Annotated in this window: 18 protein-coding genes; 11 read left to right on the top strand and 7 right to left on the bottom strand. The window is 61.5% G+C overall.

Annotated features, from left to right (window positions below; genetic code table 11):
- Positions 1-122: 122 nt before the first annotated feature.
- The 4 genes from JN756_RS29940 (at position 123) to JN756_RS29925 (ending at position 4,083) form a co-directional block, all read left to right on the top strand.
- Positions 123-527, top strand: a complete 405-nt coding sequence (locus JN756_RS29940; RefSeq protein WP_017844967.1) for an acyl-CoA thioesterase — start codon at positions 123-125, stop codon at positions 525-527.
- A 98-nt stretch (positions 528-625) separates the two neighbouring features.
- Positions 626-2,557: a patatin-like phospholipase family protein gene (locus tag JN756_RS29935; protein WP_201021620.1), complete on the top strand. Its 1,932-nt coding sequence runs from the start codon at positions 626-628 to the stop codon at positions 2,555-2,557.
- A 71-nt stretch (positions 2,558-2,628) separates the two neighbouring features.
- Positions 2,629-3,516 carry a formate/nitrite transporter family protein gene (locus JN756_RS29930; RefSeq protein WP_057003940.1) on the top strand — a complete coding sequence of 296 codons (888 nt, stop codon included), beginning with the start codon at positions 2,629-2,631 and terminating at the stop codon, positions 3,514-3,516.
- Between the two features lie 180 nt (positions 3,517-3,696).
- A complete protein-coding gene (locus JN756_RS29925) occupies positions 3,697-4,083 on the top strand; it encodes an MAPEG family protein (protein WP_046381781.1) in 387 nt (128 codons plus the stop codon).
- Between the two features lie 52 nt (positions 4,084-4,135).
- Here JN756_RS29925 and mltA read toward each other — a convergent pair whose 3' ends face one another.
- Positions 4,136-5,320, bottom strand: a complete 1,185-nt coding sequence (mltA, locus tag JN756_RS29920; protein ID WP_046381782.1) for a murein transglycosylase A — start codon at positions 5,318-5,320, stop codon at positions 4,136-4,138.
- Between the two features lie 129 nt (positions 5,321-5,449).
- On the opposite strand from mltA, the gene JN756_RS29915 reads away from it, so the two are divergent.
- On the top strand, positions 5,450-5,899 hold the full coding sequence (locus tag JN756_RS29915) for a c-type cytochrome (RefSeq protein WP_017844962.1): 450 nt from the start codon (positions 5,450-5,452) through the stop codon (positions 5,897-5,899).
- 5 nt (positions 5,900-5,904) lie between these two features.
- Here the strand turns inward: JN756_RS29915 and JN756_RS29910 are convergent, their stop codons facing one another.
- The 5 genes from JN756_RS29910 to JN756_RS29890 all read right to left on the bottom strand — a co-directional run bounded on the left by JN756_RS29910 (position 5,905) and on the right by JN756_RS29890 (position 10,876).
- Positions 5,905-6,300 carry a DUF1090 domain-containing protein gene (locus JN756_RS29910; protein ID WP_046381783.1) on the bottom strand — a complete coding sequence of 132 codons (396 nt, stop codon included), beginning with the start codon at positions 6,298-6,300 and terminating at the stop codon, positions 5,905-5,907.
- 39 nt (positions 6,301-6,339) lie between these two features.
- Positions 6,340-8,001, bottom strand: a complete 1,662-nt coding sequence (gene ligB / locus JN756_RS29905; RefSeq protein ID WP_201021619.1) for an NAD-dependent DNA ligase LigB — start codon at positions 7,999-8,001, stop codon at positions 6,340-6,342.
- A 99-nt stretch (positions 8,002-8,100) separates the two neighbouring features.
- Positions 8,101-8,451, bottom strand: coding sequence for a DUF1090 family protein (locus JN756_RS29900; protein WP_046487951.1), 351 nt, complete (start codon positions 8,449-8,451; stop codon positions 8,101-8,103).
- 219 nt (positions 8,452-8,670) lie between these two features.
- Positions 8,671-9,861, bottom strand: coding sequence for a methionine adenosyltransferase (gene metK / locus JN756_RS29895; protein ID WP_017844958.1), 1,191 nt, complete (start codon positions 9,859-9,861; stop codon positions 8,671-8,673).
- 19 nt (positions 9,862-9,880) lie between these two features.
- The gene (locus JN756_RS29890; protein WP_026139787.1) at positions 9,881-10,876 is read right to left on the bottom strand and encodes an ArsR/SmtB family transcription factor; all 996 of its coding nucleotides are present in this window, start codon (positions 10,874-10,876) and stop codon (positions 9,881-9,883) included.
- A 259-nt stretch (positions 10,877-11,135) separates the two neighbouring features.
- Here JN756_RS29890 and tkt point away from each other — a divergent pair, with 259 nt between their 5' ends.
- The 6 genes from tkt to fba all read left to right on the top strand — a co-directional run bounded on the left by tkt (position 11,136) and on the right by fba (position 17,568).
- Positions 11,136-13,133: a transketolase gene (tkt, locus tag JN756_RS29885; RefSeq protein ID WP_017844956.1), complete on the top strand. Its 1,998-nt coding sequence runs from the start codon at positions 11,136-11,138 to the stop codon at positions 13,131-13,133.
- A gap of 209 nt (positions 13,134-13,342) precedes the next feature.
- On the top strand, positions 13,343-14,392 hold the full coding sequence (epd, locus tag JN756_RS29880) for an erythrose-4-phosphate dehydrogenase (RefSeq protein ID WP_017844955.1): 1,050 nt from the start codon (positions 13,343-13,345) through the stop codon (positions 14,390-14,392).
- Positions 14,393-14,410: 18 nt separating this feature from the next.
- The gene (locus tag JN756_RS29875) at positions 14,411-15,574 is read left to right on the top strand and encodes a phosphoglycerate kinase (protein WP_017844954.1); all 1,164 of its coding nucleotides are present in this window, start codon (positions 14,411-14,413) and stop codon (positions 15,572-15,574) included.
- Positions 15,575-15,600: 26 nt separating this feature from the next.
- Entirely contained in the window at positions 15,601-15,828 is a 228-nt protein-coding gene (locus JN756_RS29870; protein WP_017844953.1) for a hypothetical protein, read from the top strand.
- A gap of 60 nt (positions 15,829-15,888) precedes the next feature.
- Positions 15,889-16,221 carry an MliC family protein gene (locus JN756_RS29865; RefSeq protein WP_046381786.1) on the top strand — a complete coding sequence of 111 codons (333 nt, stop codon included), beginning with the start codon at positions 15,889-15,891 and terminating at the stop codon, positions 16,219-16,221.
- Between the two features lie 282 nt (positions 16,222-16,503).
- Positions 16,504-17,568: a class II fructose-bisphosphate aldolase gene (gene fba / locus JN756_RS29860; RefSeq protein WP_003177554.1), complete on the top strand. Its 1,065-nt coding sequence runs from the start codon at positions 16,504-16,506 to the stop codon at positions 17,566-17,568.
- Positions 17,569-17,719: 151 nt separating this feature from the next.
- Here the strand turns inward: fba and JN756_RS29855 are convergent, their stop codons facing one another.
- Positions 17,720-18,385 carry a polysaccharide lyase family 7 protein gene (locus JN756_RS29855; RefSeq protein ID WP_046381787.1) on the bottom strand — a complete coding sequence of 222 codons (666 nt, stop codon included), beginning with the start codon at positions 18,383-18,385 and terminating at the stop codon, positions 17,720-17,722.
- Between the last annotated feature and the right edge of the window lie 280 nt (positions 18,386-18,665).

Genomic DNA, 18,665 nt, shown 5'->3' with positions numbered 1-18,665 from the left:
CAAGCCTTTCTGTCGGCGATATGAAGATCCCGCATGGGGGCGATAGGCAATGGCGCATAGAGCTTGCGCCCAGGCTCTGCCATGATATTGCCCATCATTCGGCAAGACGCTTTGGAGTGACCATGAACTTCCACACCCGCAAATGGGTAAAACCTGAAGACCTCAACCCCAACGGCACCCTGTTCGGTGGCAGCCTGCTGCGTTGGATCGACGAGGAAGCAGCCATCTACGCGATTGTCCAATTGGGCAACCAGCGCGTGGTGACCAAGTACATCTCCGAAATCAACTTCGTCAGCGCCTCGCGCCAGGGCGACATCATCGAGCTGGGCATCACCGCCACCGATTTCGGCCGCACCTCCATCACCCTGACCTGTGAAGTGCGCAACAAGATCACCCGCAAAAGCATCCTCACCGTGGAAAAAATGGTCTTCGTCAACCTCGGCGAAGACGGTTTGCCCGCGCCTCACGGCCGGACCGAGATCAAATACGTGAAAGACCAGTTCAAGGAAGACAGCCCTCCTGCGTAACCGCACAGCGGTTTGATTGCTTTACCAAATCATTCCGCGTGGATCTTTCCCAGGCTTTCTCACGACTCAGGACTACGTTCTGTATCGAGAGCCTATGTATGAAAGTGTCGTCCAATCCGGCTGAGCAGATGCAGCCGCTTTCGCTCCAGTCATCGCAAGCCCCCCTCAGCCAAGACGTGAAAACCACGTTGGTTGAGGCCGCGGGACCGCGCAAACTGAGTCTTTCCCGCAATATTGACGGCCAGGTGGAGGTGGTGTTGTCGCCGCCACCGCCCAGCCATCTGGTGCTTAGCGGCGGAGGTGCCAAAGGCATTGCCTATCCGGGAATGGTGCAGGCGCTGGAGGACAGTGGGAAGCTGCAAGGTATCCAGGTTATTTCCGGCTCATCCGCCGGCGCGATTTCTGCCTCGTTGCTCGCCAGCGGCATGAACGCCGAGGTCTTCGGCAAGCTATCGAACCGCATCGACCTGCCGAGCCTGTTGAACAGCGACGACCCGTTGACAGCCTGGCTGCAAGAGGCCAGTGCTCGCCTGGGCAAACTCACCAGGCGCTTGCCAGGCCCGGCGGGCAATATCTCTCAATTGTTGCTGACCATGATGCCGCGCCTGCAAACCGAGGCGCGTCCCTTGGAGCAATTGCTGCGCGATGAGTCGCGCCAATCGGTCCTTGCCCATATCGCCGCTACGCCAAGGGCCACCCGGCCTGGCGAAGTCATGAAAATCGCCGACCGGCTCAGCGCCGGCGAGGCTCCGACGTTTCGCGATCTTGAGGTGTTGAACCGACATATCCCGGCGATCAAACCGCTCAATATCACCGGCACTGGGATGTTCGACGGCCGCCCGCAACTGGTGACGTTCAACGCCAGCCTGACCCCGGACATGGACATCGCCCGCGCCGCGCACATTTCGGCGTCGTTGCCGGTGCTTTTCAAGCGCCCTGCCGAGCAGGGGCATGCCTTCCAGGAAACCGCCGAAGCCACTGCATTCCAGGACGGTGGCCTGCTGCTCAACACGCCGGCCCCCGGGGTGATCGAGCCCTCGTTTGCAGAAAGCCCGTTGAGCCAGCACGAGTCTCTGATCGTCAAGTTTGAAGCCGAAGACGCAGCGACGCCGAAAAAAGGCGGCGGTTTTTTCAGCAGCCTCGTCGACAAGCTGACCGGAACGCCCCATGCGTCCGCCGAGGCCTATCAAAATGAGCGGCTCAAGGCGTTTGCCGAGCAGACCGTGGTCCTGCCGCTGAAGACGGATAAGGGGGACTTTCGCGGCACGCTCAACGGCACCGTGAATTTCACCATGAGCGCGCAAGACAAGCAGCATCTGCAGGCACAGGCGCGCAAAACCGTGGCGGCGCACTTGGAACAACGCGACACGGTGCGCGAGCATCACACGTTCGCCTCGTTGGATGACGCGGTGCTGGCAATGGACGATGCGATGCTGGCCAGTGCGCAGGCAACCTTGCAGAAAGACCCGGCCGCCGCCGCGGTGTTGATGTTCAGACAGAACGCACAACAAGCGCTGCAAACCCTGGACAGTGCCATTGCCAAGGTGAACCAGGCCCACGACACCCTGATCTTCACACCTGAGCTGTCTGCCGCGCTGCGTAACCTGGATGCGCTCGCCAGTCGGCCTGAGCACGTCGAGTGGCTGGGGCGTCGATTGAATGCCGCGGGGCAGCGCAATTTTCAGCAGTTGTTGCAGGTGGCGGCCAAGCAGACTTCGGGCGCCTCGCCGATGTCCAGCGTCATGGCCAGTGCGGTCGCCGAAATGAAACGGCGCGACATCGCGGTAAAGGCCGAAAACTTCACCCGCGAGGTCATCTACCCATCGCTGTACCGGCCAGGCCAGACCGACGCCAATGTCGACCTGCTGCAACGCGCTGCGGCGGATTTGGCCAAGGCGACCACCCCCGCGGCGTTCAACCGGGTGCTCGACGAGATCATTCGGCACTACGGCGCGCGCAACAAGCCCTGGTCAAAACCGTTCAGCTCGACCACGGTGGAGATGGCCAAGGCCTGGCGCATTCCGGTTTAGTTGCCAGGCCACTGAACAGCCATCGCTCCAGCCTGTCGTAGCTACAGGTACCCCTTGGACTCTGGAGCATCATGGCCACGCACGACGACGGCAAGACCCCCAACCTGTCGAAGGAAGAGCAGCACGACGTCGACAAGAACCAGCCACCCCGCGCGGCGGTGCTGCATGAAATCATCCGCACCCAGGGCGACCAGGAACTGGAGCGCACGGTGGCGGCATTGTGGTGGTCGGCGCTGGCGGCCGGCCTGACCATGGGCCTGTCACTGATGGGCATGGGCCTGCTCAACTCGCGCCTGCCGGACGGTGAAGGGTTCAAAGTCATTGCCAGTTTCGGTTACTGCGCGGGCTTTTTGGCGGTGATTCTCGCGCGTCAGCAGTTGTTCACCGAAAACACCCTGACCGCAGTGCTGCCGGTGATGAGCAAACCGACCCTGGCCAATGCCGGGCGCTTGCTGCGGCTGTGGACGGTGGTGCTGGTGGGTAACCTGTGCGGCACCTTGCTGGTGGCTTATGTGATGCTGCACCTGCCGATCTTCGATACCAGGACCGACCAGGCCTTCCTTGAGATCGGACGCAAAGTCATGGAAAACGCCCCCGGCCAGATGTTCGCCAAGGGCATCGTTTCCGGTTGGATGATCGCCACCATGGTGTGGATGATTCCGTCGATGGAAAGCGCCAAGCTCTGGATCATCATCCTGATCACCTACTTGATGGCGCTGGGGGATTTCACCCACATCGTGGTCGGCTCGGCGGAAGTGTCTTACCTGGTATTTGCCGGTGAACTGCCGTGGAAGGATTTCTGGCTGATATTCGCCGGGCCGACCCTGGCCGGCAATATCATTGGAGGCAGTTGTATCTTTGCGCTGATCAGTCATGCGCAGATCCGCAGCGAAAGCAGCTTGCCGGGTAAGGTTGCAGCGGACCCGAGGCACCCGCAGCGGATCAATAAGGATCAGTGAGCGGCAGAATCAACGCGCTGCCGACACGGAACCCATGGCGGTTGGGGGTGTGCGTTTTGATGAGCTACGCTTGAGTGCTTTGGGCCATGCGGTTGGGCGCAGAGCCTGTGGCTGGATGCGGATCGGCATGTTCGTGATAAAGCGTTGATCGCCTTGATAAAACCAAAAAAGGAATGAGTGATGACTGTCGCTTTCTGGTGTGTATTGATCGCAATCTTTCTGCCGTACCTGTGTACCGGTGTGGCCAAATTCAGTGGCGGCAAGTTCGGGCCACGGCAGAACCATGACCCGCGTGCCTTCCTCGATACCCTGGAAGGCTTCGCCAAACGCGCCCATAACGCGCAACTCAACAGCTTTGAAGTGACCCCGGCGTTTGCTGCCGCAGTGATCATCGCGCACCTGGCCGGCACCGCCGAACTGGTCACGATCAATGTCCTCGCGGTGCTGTTTATCACCAGCCGCCTGCTGTACATCATCTGCTACCTGGCGGACTGGGCCATCCTGCGCTCGCTGGTGTGGGCGGTGGGCATGGCGCTGATTGCGAGTTTCTTCTTCGTCTCGATCTAACGCTTGCCGCAGTGTGGGGGCTGGCTTGCCCCACACTGTCGATCAGCGTCTGTCAGGTGCCGGCCGGGGCATCCGGTACCTGGGGTAATGCGGCGCCCTTCGGCCACAACATCCAGATCTGCCCCTGCTGCTTCATATTCCCTGCCAGTTCGCCTGCGGCCGCCCCTGTGCCCCAGAACAAGTCTGCGCGCACTTCGCCGGTGATTGCGCCGCCGGTATCCTGCGCGGCGACGGGGCGCACGATCGGCGCACCGTCCGGCCGTGTGGTCGACAGCCACAGCAGGCTGCCCAGCGGAATCACCTTGCGATCCACCGCCACGCTGTAGCCGGCGGTCAGCGGCACGTTCAGCGAGCCGCGAGGGCCTTCGTTGCTGTCGGGGCGGGCGCTGAAGAACACGTAGCTGGGGTTGCTCGCCAGCAGTTCCGGAATGCGCTGCGGATGCGCCTTGGCCCAGGCGCCGATGGCCCCCATGGTCACGTCTTCTTTCTTCAGCTCGCCTTGCTCCACCAGCCAGCGGCCGATGGGGCGGTAGGGGTAGCCGTTCTGGTCGCCATAGCCGATGCGCAATTGGCGCCCGCCTGCCAGTTGAATCCGCCCCGAACCCTGGATCTGCAGGAACTGCAGGTCCATCGGGTCGGTCAGCCAGGCGATCGGCTTGGCGGTGGAGCCTTGGCCGTTGATCGTGCTGGCGTCGTCATACGGCTTGAGCACACGACCTTCCAGGCGGCCGCGCAGGCGCTTGCCCTTGAGTTCCGGGTAGATGCTTTCGAGGTTGACGATGATCAGGTCGTCCGGCACGCCGTACACCGGCACATGGGCGGTGGGGGTTTCGGTCAGGCTGCCGGGGTAGACGGGTTCGTAGTAGCCGGTGATCAGGCCGTTCGGTGTGTTGTCGGCCGAGCGCAGGCCGAATACGTCCAGGCGTTCCTTGAGAAAACCGCGAACCGCCGCGGCATCGCCTGGCACCGCCGTTGCCGCCGCGCAGGTCGCGCCCCACACCGGGTCAGCCTTGAGGCGTTGGCAGGCGCTGCGCCAGGACTCAAACCCGGCCAGCAGTTCGCTGTCGGACACCGCCGGCAGGGCTTCCCACGGTGCGTTCACATAGGTGGCCACCGCATGGGGTTTGATTGTTTCATCTTTGTGCGTGTCCTTGCCCGCATCGCAGCCGGCCAGCACCGCGATCATCGGTAGAGCCCACGCCAGACGGCGGCTCCAGGGTTTCAAAGCGATATTCATACAAGCAATTCCTGAAGCGATTGCCCGTGCGTCGACGCGTTTGGGCAACCCTTATCGTTAATAGGGCTATTGGTCTTTGCGGGTGGGGCGAGGATACTGGCCGCCGTTTCCCGTGACCTCGAAGCCACCATGACTTTTAAAAAACTGACTGTTGTACTGCTGGCCTGCCTGGCGCTGTCCGCCTGTGGCGGCGTTGATCCGAATTCGCCCCTGGGCCAGCGCAAAGCGATCTTCAAGCAAATGCTCAAGACCGGCGAAGACCTGGGTGGCATGTTGCGTGGGCGCATCCCGTTCGACGGCGCGAAGTTCGCCGAAGGCGCGGTCAAGCTCGATGCGTTGTCCCATGAGCCATGGAAGCATTTTCCGAGCGTGCGTGAGGAAGACCACACCAGCGCCAAGGACGACGTCTGGCAAAAACAGGCGCAATTCCAGCAAATGGCCCGCGACCTCGAAGCGGCCACCGGTGAATTGGTGATCGCAAGCCAGGTGCAGCCTTACAAGGCCAGTAACCTTTCGCCTGCAGTGCAGAAAGTCGAAGATGCCTGCAGCGCCTGTCATAAGCAGTTCCGGGACCACTGACCGGTTTACTGGTCGAGTTCTTCCACCGCATCCTGCAGTGCTTTGCGCGACTCGGCCAGTTTGTCCTTGCGTTTGTTGATCTTGTCCGCGTCGCCTTTTTTCATCGCCTTGTCGAGGTCGGCCTGACGGCGGCTGACGTCATGCTTGGCGTCGAGCACCTTGTTTTCGCGTTCCTTTTTCAACGCCGCGTCGTTGCAGTTGGCCGTGACTTCACTCAGGGCTTTCTCCAGGCCGGCCTGTTGTGCGCTGTCGCCATGGGCCTTGGCCTGTTCGATCTGGGTGCTGATGGCCTGGCGCTTGGCGGCGCAGCCGGTCAGCGGGGTTGCTTCTTCGGCTGCCAGCAGCGGCGTCGCCATGAAGCATGCGACGGTCAGCAGGGCAAAAGGGGCTAAAAATTTCATATGGAGCTCCAAAGTCGCAATCTGATGGCCGGGTCGGGTTCAAAACCCGTCTATTCCGGCCACGCGTAGTGTCTCAGCCAAAGCCTGTATCTGCGGGTCGCGAAAAAAAGCGCTGAGTTGCGCCGCGCGGCCCGGGCCGATGCCATCCAGGGCCAGCCAGGCTCGGGTGTCCTTGGCAACCAGCGCCTGCCAGTCGCCTTCCAGGTTATTGCGTGCCGCAGGCGGTACACCCAGGGCTTTGAGCCATTGAGCGAAAGGCCGTTGCCGCGCGCTTTGGATACTGTCGAGCACCCGCGCACGGCTGCGATCGCCGAAGCCCTCAATGTTAGCAAGCTCTGCCGCATCGAGGGTCAACCAATCGAGGAAGCCTGCGATTAGACCGGCCTGGATCAATACGTTCCACGTCTCCCGGCCCATATGCGGCAGGCCCAGGCCCTGGTTGCCGCTCAACCAGGTCAGGCGCGACAGCAACTGTTCTTCGCAGCCAGGGTCCAGTTGCCAGCAACTCAGGGCGTGAAAGTCCCGGGCGTTGGGGACTTGGATGTCCACTCGGGTCTCGTTGCGCAGGACCACCTCGTCCAGTCGCGGGATGACCTGGCCGGCGAGGCTGATGGCGACCTGGTCGCCGGGGCGGATATCCAGGGTTTTCCAGCGTTGCAGGGAGCCGGTGCTGACGCGGCTGATCTGCCGGTCGTCCAGGCGCACCGGTTCGAGTTCCAGGATAGGGGTGATGCGCCCGGTGCGGCCGATGTTGAACTGCACCTTGCGTACCAGTGCGAGAGCCTTGGCGGCGGGGTATTTCCAGGCGACTGCCCAGTAAGGCGCACTGACCTGCCAGCGCTTGGCGGGTGCGCGCGTGGCCTGGTGCAGCACGACGCCATCACTGGCAAAAGGCAGTGGATGGTTGTACCAGTAGGTGCGCCAGCGGGCGGCGCCGACGATGTCCTGGATGGGCCGGCTGTAGCGTTGGCTGTCGATGAAGCCCCAGCCTGCCAGGGTGGCCAGGCGCTCGGTGAAGTCCGCCGGGCCATCGGGCCAGGCCCAGACAAACAGACCGATCCCGGCGGCCTCGGCGTCGCTCAACCGTCGACGATTCATCAAACCGGCCACCTTGCTGCGCGCATTGAGCCCGCCCAGGCTTGATTGCACATGGTCGTCGAGACGCCAATAGAGCTCACCTTGCAGCACCAGGTCGATGGGCTCCGGCAGTTGCTGGACGATACCGGGGATTTTTTTCGCGCAGGCCGACCAGTCCTGGCCGAGCAAGCCGTCGCCCCGGCTGATCACTTGGTGCAGGCGCCCCTGGCGGTACACCAGGCTCACGGCGACACCGTCGACCTTGGGCTGGACCCACACATCTTGGCGAACCTGGAGCCATTCGCCGACGGCGTGTTCGTCGAGCAATTTGCCCAGGCCCGTATGGGCCACCGGGTGCGGCGAGGTGCCCCGTGAGCTGGCCAGAGGCTTGTCGGCCACCGCCGCCGGTTGCGGGAAACACCGTTGCCAGTGAGCCAGGCGCTGGCGGGCCTGGTCGTAGAGTTCGTCGCTGATGGGCGAATGGCCGAGCCGGTGGTAACTGTCGTCCCAGAGGCTGATTTGCCGAGCCAGCGGGCCGATTTGTGCCCGTGCGTCATCGGGGCACTCTTCAGCCCTGGCCAACCCGGTTAGAACACTGAGTAAAAGAACGATCAGCAAGCGCATCGGGAGCATCCTTGCTCGGTAAGGGGCGTTCAGCCTAAGGGATCTTCGCGCCCACAAAAAAGCCCCGACAGAGCGGGGCTTTTTACCGGGTGTTTCTGCTTACTTGAACAGACCACCCAGGGCTTTCACGGCATCGTTGTTTTCTGCCTTGGCCTGCTGCTTTTGCTGCTTGGCATCGACGTTGGCCTGGGACTCGGCGAGTTTGTTACAGCCTTTGTTGACCTGCTCCAGCGCGGCTTCGAAGGCCTTCACTTTCAACGCGTCATTCTTGGCATTGGCCGCGTCGATCTTGGTTTGCAGGTCTTTGGCATGCTGCTGGCAGTCGCCGGAGTTGCCGCCACCGAGCTGGGAGCTCAGTGCGCCACTCAGTGCGCTCAGGTCGGCGGCGTTCACCGGCAGGGCAAACAGGCTGAGCAGCAGGGCGGCAGGGGCGAGCTTGGAAATATGCATGAAAACCTCAATGTCCGATTGCCTGCGCGCTGATGAGTCCCGGGCCGGCGCAGTGCAATATCCAGAATAAGGTGGAGGGCCCGAGAGGGCGCGGATTCTAGTGGGCCATTATTTAGCCTGCAAGGTTTGGATCCAAAAAATGTGAACACCGACGCGAATCGCCCGACAATAAAAAGCCCTGCCGGGCGAACCCGGCAGGGCTTTGGGTAGCGCAAGCGATTACAGGCCGGCAGCGATACGCAGGTCGTTGGCGCGGTCGGTTTTTTCCCAGGTGAAGGTGGTGAAGGTGTCGTCGCCGACCGTCTTCTGCGCCGGGGTACGGCCGAAGTGGCCGTAGGCCGCGGTTTCCTGGTACATCGGGTGCAGCAGGTCGAGCATGGTGGTGATCGCGTAAGGGCGCAGGTCGAAGATCTCGCGCACCAGTTTGACGATCTTGTCATCGCTGATCTTGCCGGTGCCGAAGGTGTTCAGCGAGATCGACGTAGGCTGGGCCACGCCGATGGCGTAGGACACCTGAATCTCGCAACGCTCGGCCAGGCCAGCGGCGACGATGTTCTTGGCCACGTAGCGACCGGCGTAGGCCGCCGAACGGTCAACCTTGGATGGGTCTTTGCCGGAGAACGCGCCACCGCCGTGACGGGCCATGCCGCCATAGCTGTCGACGATGATCTTGCGCCCGGTCAGGCCGCAGTCGCCCACCGGGCCACCGATGATGAACTTGCCGGTCGGGTTGATGTGGAACTGGGTGTCCTTGTTCAGCAGTTCAGCCGGCAGCACGTGCTTGACGATCAGCTCCATCACGCCTTCGCGCAAGTCGGCGTAGGAAACGTCCGGGTTGTGCTGGGTCGACAGCACGACAGCATCGATACCGACCACTTTGCCGCCTTCATAACGGCACGTCACTTGGGACTTGGCGTCCGGACGCAGCCACGGCAGCAGGCCGGATTTACGGGCTTCGGCCTGGCGCTGCACCAGTTGGTGCGAGAAGGTGATTGGCGCTGGCATCAGCACGTCGGTTTCGTTGCTGGCGTAGCCGAACATCAGGCCCTGGTCGCCGGCGCCCTGGTCTTCTGGCTTGGCGCGGTCGACACCCTGGTTGATGTCCGGGGACTGCTTGCCGATGATGTTCATCACGCCGCAGGTCGCGCCGTCGAAGCCGACGTTGGAGCTGTTATAGCCGATGTTGGTGATCACCTCGCGGACGATATGCTCCAGGTCGACCCAGGCCGTGGTGGTGACTTCGCCGGCGATGATCGCCACGCCCGTTTTCACCAGAGTCTCGCACGCCACACGGGCGAACTTGTCTTCAGCAATGATGGCGTCCAGCACCGCATCAGAAATCTGGTCGGCGATTTTGTCCGGATGCCCTTCAGACACGGACTCGGAGGTGAAAAGGGAGTATTCGCTCATCTCGATGTTTTCCTGATATTTACCGATGGTGAGTGTCGCCAGCCGGTCGCTGAAAATGGCGGACCTGGATCTGGAAACCATTACGTAAACCTACATAGAGGCTTTCCCCGGGAACGAGTCCCGCAGCGGTGGCCCAACGGGCCAGATCGTCCTGTTCAAAACCCAACCAGAGATCACCGCAGGCCTCCCTGGCCCAATTCTGGTTGTGGCTGCATAAATCTGTAACCAGCAGGCTACCGCCGGGTTGCAGCAAATTCGCCATCTGCTTGAGGGCGTCAGCGGGGGCGGCGAAATGGTGCAGGACCATGTTCAGCACCACGCAATCGGCCCGCAGGCTGGTGTCATTCAGGGCATCGGCCAACTGCAGGCTGACGTTGCCCAAGGCCTCGCGCTCGCACAGTTGGCGTGCCAGTTCGAGCATCGCCGGGCTGTTGTCCAGCGCCGTGACCTGTTGAAAGCGGCGCGCCAGTTCCGGCAAAAAGCCGCCATCGCCAGGCCCGACTTCCAGGGCCGTCGCTTTATGACTGAAGCTCAGCTTGTCCAACAACGCCAGTACACTTTCGCGATATTGCGGCAAGCCGGCGATCAGGTCTTGCTGGGCGCGAAACTTCTCGGCGACCCGTGAGAAAAAGTCCTGGCTGGCCGCCGCGCGCTGCCCGTGAACCTGGCCGATGCGTGATTGCACGTCGCCGGGCAGGCTCAAGTTGTCCACTTCTTCCAGCAGCGCGCTGTGCAGCTTGCCGCCGAGCAACTCGGTGTGGGGCAGGGCGCGGCGGTAAAAAATCGCATTGCCTTCGCGGCGGGTGGCCACCAGGTCGGCCTGGGCCAGGACCTTCAAGTGATGGCTCATGCCCGATTGGCCGATGGCGAAAATCTGCGCCAGTTCCAGCACGCCAAAGGAATCGTTGGCCAGCACCCGCAAGACGTTCAGGCGCAACGGATCGCCAGCGGCCTTGCATAAGGCTGCCAGTTCATCGCCATCGTCGGGACGCAGGGAGGGCACGGGTAAGTTCATAAGGCCAGCAGTCTAGTGACGGGTGGAAATCATCGCAAGGCCAATATCAAAAAGTTTTGATATTGGTCGATAAGTGGCGGTTATAAGCGAGCGCTATTCCCGTTAGACGAAGCGGCGGCAGGGTTCTGCAGGCGATTGCCGCGCAAACCACAGGAAAAACGCCCTCAAGTGACTATCTGTCATTGCCCGCAGGCGGTGGCTGAGGGAAAATGCCGGTCCTTTTTTCCGTTTCTTTTATTCAACCCTCAGGAGAACAGCGATGCCCAGCCGTCGTGAGCGTGCCAACGCCATTCGTGCCCTCAGCATGGATGCCGTGCAAAAAGCCAACAGCGGCCATCCCGGTGCCCCGATGGGCATGGCGGATATCGCCGAGGTACTCTGGCGTGACTACCTGAAACACAACCCGACCAACCCGTCTTTCGCCGACCGTGACCGCTTCGTGCTGTCCAACGGCCATGGCTCGATGCTGATCTACTCGCTGCTGCACCTGACCGGCTACGATCTGACCATCGACGATCTGAAAAACTTCCGCCAGTTGCACAGCCGTACCCCGGGTCACCCGGAATTCGGCTACACCCCAGGCGTCGAGACCACCACCGGTCCCCTGGGCCAAGGCCTGGCCAACGCCGTCGGTTTCGCCCTGGCTGAAAAAGTCCTGGGCGCGCAGTTCAACCGCCCCGGCCACCACATCGTCGACCACCACACCTACGTATTCCTGGGTGATGGCTGCATGATGGAAGGCATTTCCCACGAAGTCGCTTCCCTGGCTGGTACCTTGGGCCTGGGCAAGCTGATTGCCTTCTACGACGACAACGGCATCTCCATCGACGGCGAAGTCGAAGGCTGGTTCACCGACGACACCCCTAAGCGTTTCGAGGCCTATAACTGGCAGGTGATCCGCAACGTCGACGGCCACGATCCGGAAGAAATCAAGACCGCCATCGACACCGCCCGCAAGAGCGAGCAGCCGACCCTGATCTGCTGCAAGACCACCATCGGTTTCGGCTCGCCGAACAAGCAAGGCAAAGAAGACTGCCACGGCGCCCCGCTGGGTGACGCGGAAATCGCCCTGACCCGTGAAGCGCTGAAGTGGAACTACGGCCCGTTCGAAATCCCGGCCGACATCTACGCCGAATGGGACGCCAAGGAACAAGGCCTGGCCACCGAAGCCGAGTGGGACCAGCGTTTCGCCGCCTACTCCGCCGAATTCCCGGAGCTTGCCAATGAGCTGGTACGCCGCCTCGCCGGTGACCTGCCTGCCGACTTCGCGGAAAAAGCCTCGGCCTACATCGCCGAAGTCGCGGCCAAGGGCGAGACCATCGCCAGCCGTAAAGCCAGCCAGAACACCTTGAACGCCTTTGGCCCGCTGCTGCCTGAGTTCCTCGGCGGTTCGGCCGACCTGGCCGGTTCCAACCTGACCCTGTGGAAAGGTTGCAAAGGTGTCTCCGCCGAAGACGCCAGCGGTAACTACATGTACTACGGCGTGCGCGAATTCGGCATGAGCGCGATCATGAACGGCGTGTCCCTGCACGGCGGTCTGGTGCCTTACGGCGCGACCTTCCTGATGTTCATGGAATACGCGCGCAACGCAGTGCGTATGGCCGCGCTGATGAAGAAACGCGTGATCCACGTGTACACCCACGACTCCATCGGCCTGGGCGAAGACGGCCCGACCCACCAGCCGGTCGAGCAATTGACCAGCCTGCGCACCACGCCGAACCTGGATTGCTGGCGCCCAGCCGACGCGGTCGAATCCGCCGTGGCCTGGAAACACGCGATCGAGCGCAAGGACGGCCCTTCGGCGCTGATCTTCTCCCGTCAGAACCTGCAACATCAGGTTCGCACTGACGCGCAGATCGCTGATATCAGCCGTGGTGGCTACGTGCTCAAGGACTGCATCGGCGAGCCGGAGCTGATCCTGATCTCTACCGGTTCCGAAGTCGGCCTGACCGTTCAGGCCTACGACAAGCTGACTGCCCAGGGCCGCAACGTGCGCGTGGTGTCCATGCCTTGCACCAGCGTGTTCGAAGCCCAGGACGCCGACTACAAGCAATCGGTATTGCCGCTGCAGGTCAGCGCGCGTATCGCCATCGAAGCGGCTCACGCCGACTACTGGTACAAGTACGTGGGCCTGGAAGGCCGCGTGATCGGCATGACCACCTACGGTGAGTCGGCGCCGGCGCCAGCCTTGTTCGAAGAGTTCGGTTTCACCCTGGAAAACATCCTGGGTCAGGCTGAAGAGCTGCTGGAAGACTAAAAGCGCGAACGCGGTGGCCAACTGGCTGCTGCACACAGATGTGCGGTGGCGACTGCCCATCGCACCCACTGTAGGAGCGAGCTTGCTCGCGAAGAACGAGAGAGCGCCGCGTCAAACCAGAGACGCTGCGTTATCGTTGACGATCTTCGCGAGCAAGCTCGCTCCTACATTGGTTAGATGGTTTGTGTCGCCCACACTGCGAGAACCCCATGCCCCAACCGCGTCCCTACAAAGTTGCACTCAACGGCTACGGCCGTATTGGTCGTTGCGTCTTGCGTGCTCTGTTCGAGCGAGGGGCGGCGGCCGGGTTTGAGATTGTCGCAATCAACGATTTGGCCGACATGGCCAGCATCGAATACCTGACACGCTTTGACTCCACCCACGGTCGGTTCCCCGGCGAAGTGCGGGTGGAAGGCGATTGTCTGCATATCAAGGGCGACTGCGTGAAAGTGCTGCGCAGTGCCACCCCCGAGGGCATCGACTGGGCGGCGCTGGGCGTCGACCTGGTGTTGGAATGCTCCGGTGCCTATAACACCCGTGCCGACGGCCAGCGTTTTCTCGATGCCGGCGCGCCGCGTGTGCTGTTTTCCCAGCCGATGGCCAGCGAGGCGGATGTCGACGCCACCATCGTCTACGGCATCAACCAGGATTGCCTGACCGGCGCTGAGCGGCTGGTGTCCAACGCTTCCTGCACCACCAACTGCAGCGTGCCGTTGTTGCGCCTGCTGGACCAGGCGATCGGCGTGGACTACGTGTCGATCACCACCATCCACTCGGCGATGAACGACCAGCCGGTGATCGACGCGTATCACCATGAAGACCTGCGCCGCACGCGTTCGGCGTTTCAGTCGGTGATTCCGGTGTCCACCGGTCTGGCGCGTGGCATCGAACGGCTGTTGCCGGAACTTGCCGGGCGAATTCAGGCCAAAGCCGTGCGGGTGCCGACGGTGAACGTTTCATGCCTGGACATCACCATGCAAACCGTCAGCGACACCGATGCGGTGGAGGTCAACCGGATTCTGCGCGACGCCGCCACCAGCGGCCCGCTCAAAGGTTTGCTGGCCTACACTGAGTTGCCCCACGCCAGTTGTGATTTCAACCATGACCCGCATTCGGCGATTGTCGATGCCAGCCAGACCCGCGTTTCCGGCCCGAGGCTGGTGAATATCCTGGCCTGGTTCGACAACGAATGGGGGTTTGCCAACCGAATGCTGGACGTCGCAGAACACTATCTGCAAACAGCCTCTCCAAAACTTTAGCCTCAGGAATTGCCACCCATGACCGTGTTGAAGATGACCGACCTCGATCTGCAAGGTAAACGCGTACTGATTCGCGAAGACCTCAACGTCCCAGTCAAGGACGGTGTTGTCACCAGCGATGCGCGAATCCTGGCCTCGCTGCCGACCATCAAGCTGGCCCTGGAAAAAGGTGCGGCCGTGATGGTCTGCTCCCACCTGGGTCGTCCGACCGAAGGTGAGTTCTCGGCCGAAAACAGCCTCAAGCCTGTGGCCGATTACCTGAGCAAGGCCCTGGGCCGCGACGTGCCGCTGGTGGCTGACTACCTCGGCGGCGTCGACGTGAAAGCCGGCGACGTCGTGCTGTTCGAAAACGTGCGCTTCAACAAGGGCGAGAAAAAGAACAGTGACGAACTGGCCCAGCAATACGCCGCCCTGTGCGACGTGTTCGTGATGGACGCCTTCGGCACCGCCCACCGTGCCGAAGGTTCGACCCACGGCGTGGCCAAGTTCGCCAAGGTCGCTGCCGCCGGCCCGTTGCTGGCTGCCGAGCTGGACGCACTGGGCAAGGCCCTGAAGGCGCCGGCCCAACCAATGGCGGCCATCGTGGCCGGTTCCAAAGTCTCCACCAAGCTGGACGTACTCAACAGCCTGAGCCAGGTCTGCAACCAGTTGATCGTCGGCGGCGGCATTGCCAACACCTTCCTGGCCGCAGCCGGCCACCCGGTGGGCAAGTCGCTGTACGAGCCGGACCTGCTGGACACCGCTCGCGCCATCGCGGCCAAGGTCAGCGTGCCGCTGCCGGTGGACGTGGTCGTGGCCAAGGAATTTGCCGAAAGCGCTGAAGCCACCGTCAAACTCATCGATGACGTGGCCGCTGACGACATGATCCTGGACATCGGCCCGCAAACCGCAGCCAACTTCGCGCAATTGCTGAAAGCCTCCCGGACCATCCTGTGGAACGGCCCGGTCGGTGTGTTCGAGTTCGACCAGTTCGGCAACGGCACCAAAGTGCTGGCCAAGGCCATTGCCGAAAGCTCGGCATTCTCCATCGCCGGCGGCGGCGACACCCTGGCGGCCATCGATAAATATGGCGTTGCCGACCAGATCTCCTACATTTCCACCGGTGGCGGCGCGTTCCTCGAGTTCGTCGAAGGCAAAGTCCTGCCGGCGGTTGAAGTCCTGGAAAGCCGAGCCAAAGGCTGAGGCAGATCAGGAAAAGGAGCATTCCCATGATCAAGTCGTTGGCACTGGTGATCGCAGCGGGCCTGTTGGCCGGCTGCGGCAGCACGCCGAGCGCGGCGCCGGCACCTGGAAAGGCGCTGCCGGCGCAGAAAAAAAGCTGCTACCAAGCCGATTGGCAAGCCGAGACCATGCCGGTGATCAACAAGCGCATGGGCAACGAACGGCTGGAGAAATACGACTCTGCGCCCAACGGTCAGGAACAGGGTTGCCCTTGAAGGGTCTGATCAACTAACCGACTGCAACGCAGGCCCAAGGCCTGCGTGCGAGGATTGGCAATGAAAGGCGTTTTCGCCCTGGTAGCACTGGCGTTATTGGCCGGTTGCAGCAGCATGAACATGTTCAACAAGGCAGAGCCTGCCGACAAATGGACGACCTGGACCTGCGACAGCAAGGCCGAGGTCAACTGGCGCTTTGCCAACCCGGCCCGCACCGAAGTGGATGTCCGCCTCGGCGGCTCGACCCAGGTTTACCGCCTCAAGCAGGACGTGGCGGCATCGGGTGTGCTCTACAGCAACGATCAGTTGGCGTTTCACACAAAAGGTGAGGAAGGCCTGGTTTACTGGGTGGCCACCGACGATTTGATCGGACGTGGCTGCAAGGCCCAGTAAACAGAACACGGTCTCAACATTAATGAGATCCCAATGTGGGAGGGGGCTTGCCCCCGATAGCGTTGGGTCAGCCACCCGCGATGTCGACAGGTAAATCGCCATCGCGGGCAAGCCCCCTCCCACATTGATCCGGTTCCAAAGTGATACAGGCAGTGAACCGGATAGTGAAAAAACGATTCAGCAGGCCAGGTATGCAAAGCCTGACCGGCAATAACTTGAATAGCAGCCGCCGCTACGGCAGGCTTGCACGATTAACGACCCTCGACCGGGAGAGACAACACAATGGCACTTATCAGCATGCGTCAAATGCTGGACCACGCAGCCGAGTTCGGCTACGGCGTCCCAGCCTTTAACGTCAACAACCTTGAGCAGATGCGCGCCATCATGGAAGCCGCTGACAAGACTGACTCCCCAGTGATCGTCCAGGCCTCGGCCGGTGCGCGTAAATACGCCGGCGCCCCGTTCCTGCGTCACCTGATCCTCGCCGCGATCGAAGAATTCCCGCACATCCCGGTGTGCATGCACCAGGACCACGGCACCAGCCCGGACGTGTGCCAGCGTTCCATCCAACTGGGCTTCAGCTCGGTGATGATGGACGGCTCCCTCGGCGAAGACGGCAAGACCCCGACCGACTACGAGTACAACGTGCGCGTCACCCAACAAACCGTGGCCATGGCTCACGCCTGCGGCGTCTCGGTTGAAGGCGAGCTGGGCTGCCTGGGTTCCCTGGAAACCGGCATGGCTGGCGAAGAAGACGGCATCGGCGCCGAAGGCGTGCTGGATCACAGCCAGATGCTGACCGACCCGGAAGAAGCCGCCGACTTCGTCAAGAAGACCCAGGTCGACGCCCTGGCCATCGCCATCGGCACCAGCCACGGCGCCTACAAGTTCACCAAGCCGCCTACCGGCGACGTGCTGGCCATCGACCGCATCAAGGAAATCCACAAGCGCATCCCCAACACCCACCTGGTGATGCACGGTTCTTCCTCGGTGCCGCAAGAGTGGCTGGCGATCATCAACCAGTACGGCGGCGACATCAAAGAAACCTACGGCGTACCGGTTGAAGAAATCGTCGAAGGCATCAAGTACGGCGTGCGCAAGGTCAACATCGACACCGACCTGCGCCTGGCATCCACCGGCGCGATGCGTCGCCTGATGGCCACCAACCCGAGCGAATTCGACCCACGTAAATTCTTCGGCGCCACCGTGACCGCGATGCGCGATGTGTGTATCGCACGTTATGAAGCGTTTGGTACTGCGGGCAATGCTTCGAAGATCAAGCCGATCTCCCTGGAAGCGATGTACCAGCGTTACCTGAAAGGTGAGTTGAACGCTAAGGTGAACTGAGCCTCAAGCGTTTAAAAAGAAGCCCGCAGCGATGCGGGCTTTTTTTTGCGGCTGGAATTTGATCAGCTTGCAGGCGCGTAGGACCAGCACCGAGTCCTAAGGCTACACAGGGGAACGGCGTTTACCAGTGCTCGTAATGAGGCCAATCCGTTCACTCGTGATCAATATCCAACTTCGCAAACGTCACCTTCGCCCCTTCCTTGCTATCCCCGCTGTTGTCCTGCACATACGCCCCCGCCTTGAAATACAGCGGCTTGCTGCCCCAGGCCGCGCCAATGCGCTCGTTCCACTGCCCGTCGGCGGCTTCCACACTCAGCAACCCGGCTTTGTTGAGGTTGATCACGTAGGTAAAACTCTTCTCCAGCGGCACATTGGAGGCGACGATGATCACCCGGCTTTCATCGTCGTCCGGGCGCATGCGGACCTTGGCGACGATGTTGCCGGTCTGGGTTTTTTCCTTGAACTGGTATTCCACCTTGATCAAGGGTTTCTGGCTGTCGTAGGCGTGGATCTGGCCGATGACGATTTTCCCGGAGGAGGGCACCTGGTTGACGGCCAGCGTGGCGCGCAGATAATTGTCGGCTTCGGGGTAGGTCCAGTTGCGCAGGCGCCCGTCGGCGTAGGTTTCGCGCAGTTCGCTGCGGGGGTAAATGGCGTTCTCGGTACGTGTGCCGGTGACGGGTGTCCAGAATTGCACGTTGCTGCCTTCGGCCTGGAAATATTGGTCATTGAAGCCGCTCATCAGCTTCGGGGTGTCGATGGTCGCGGGAGGCGAGCCGACCGGAATGCTCAGGTTCCAGGTGGAAAGATCAATCATGGCGTAGGCCTTTTTACAGATAGGTATAGGCTTTGGCCCTTGGGCCAGACAGCATCTTTATAGGCGGTAGTCCGCCGCTTGTTAATGAATGCCTGGCAAGTTATTGGCGCCAAGGGAATGTCAAAAAGCCATGTTCCCCATGAACCGCGGGCTGCAGGGGTTGACCGTTAGTCGGCTTAGCAGTCTTTGGTGCGATGATGGCACCCGCTTCACTTCTGATTTTTGGGAACCAAGGCTAGAGTGAGACCTCAGTGCTTGCCCGGGTTTTCTGTCAGAACTG

Origin of the sequence: Pseudomonas sp. Y39-6 (genome assembly GCF_023651955.1) — a bacterium.
Taxonomy (GTDB): Bacteria; Pseudomonadota; Gammaproteobacteria; order Pseudomonadales; family Pseudomonadaceae; genus Aquipseudomonas; species Aquipseudomonas veronii.
The sequence above is the reverse complement of the archived record's forward strand: the minus strand, read 5'-3'. Positions and strand labels throughout refer to the sequence as shown.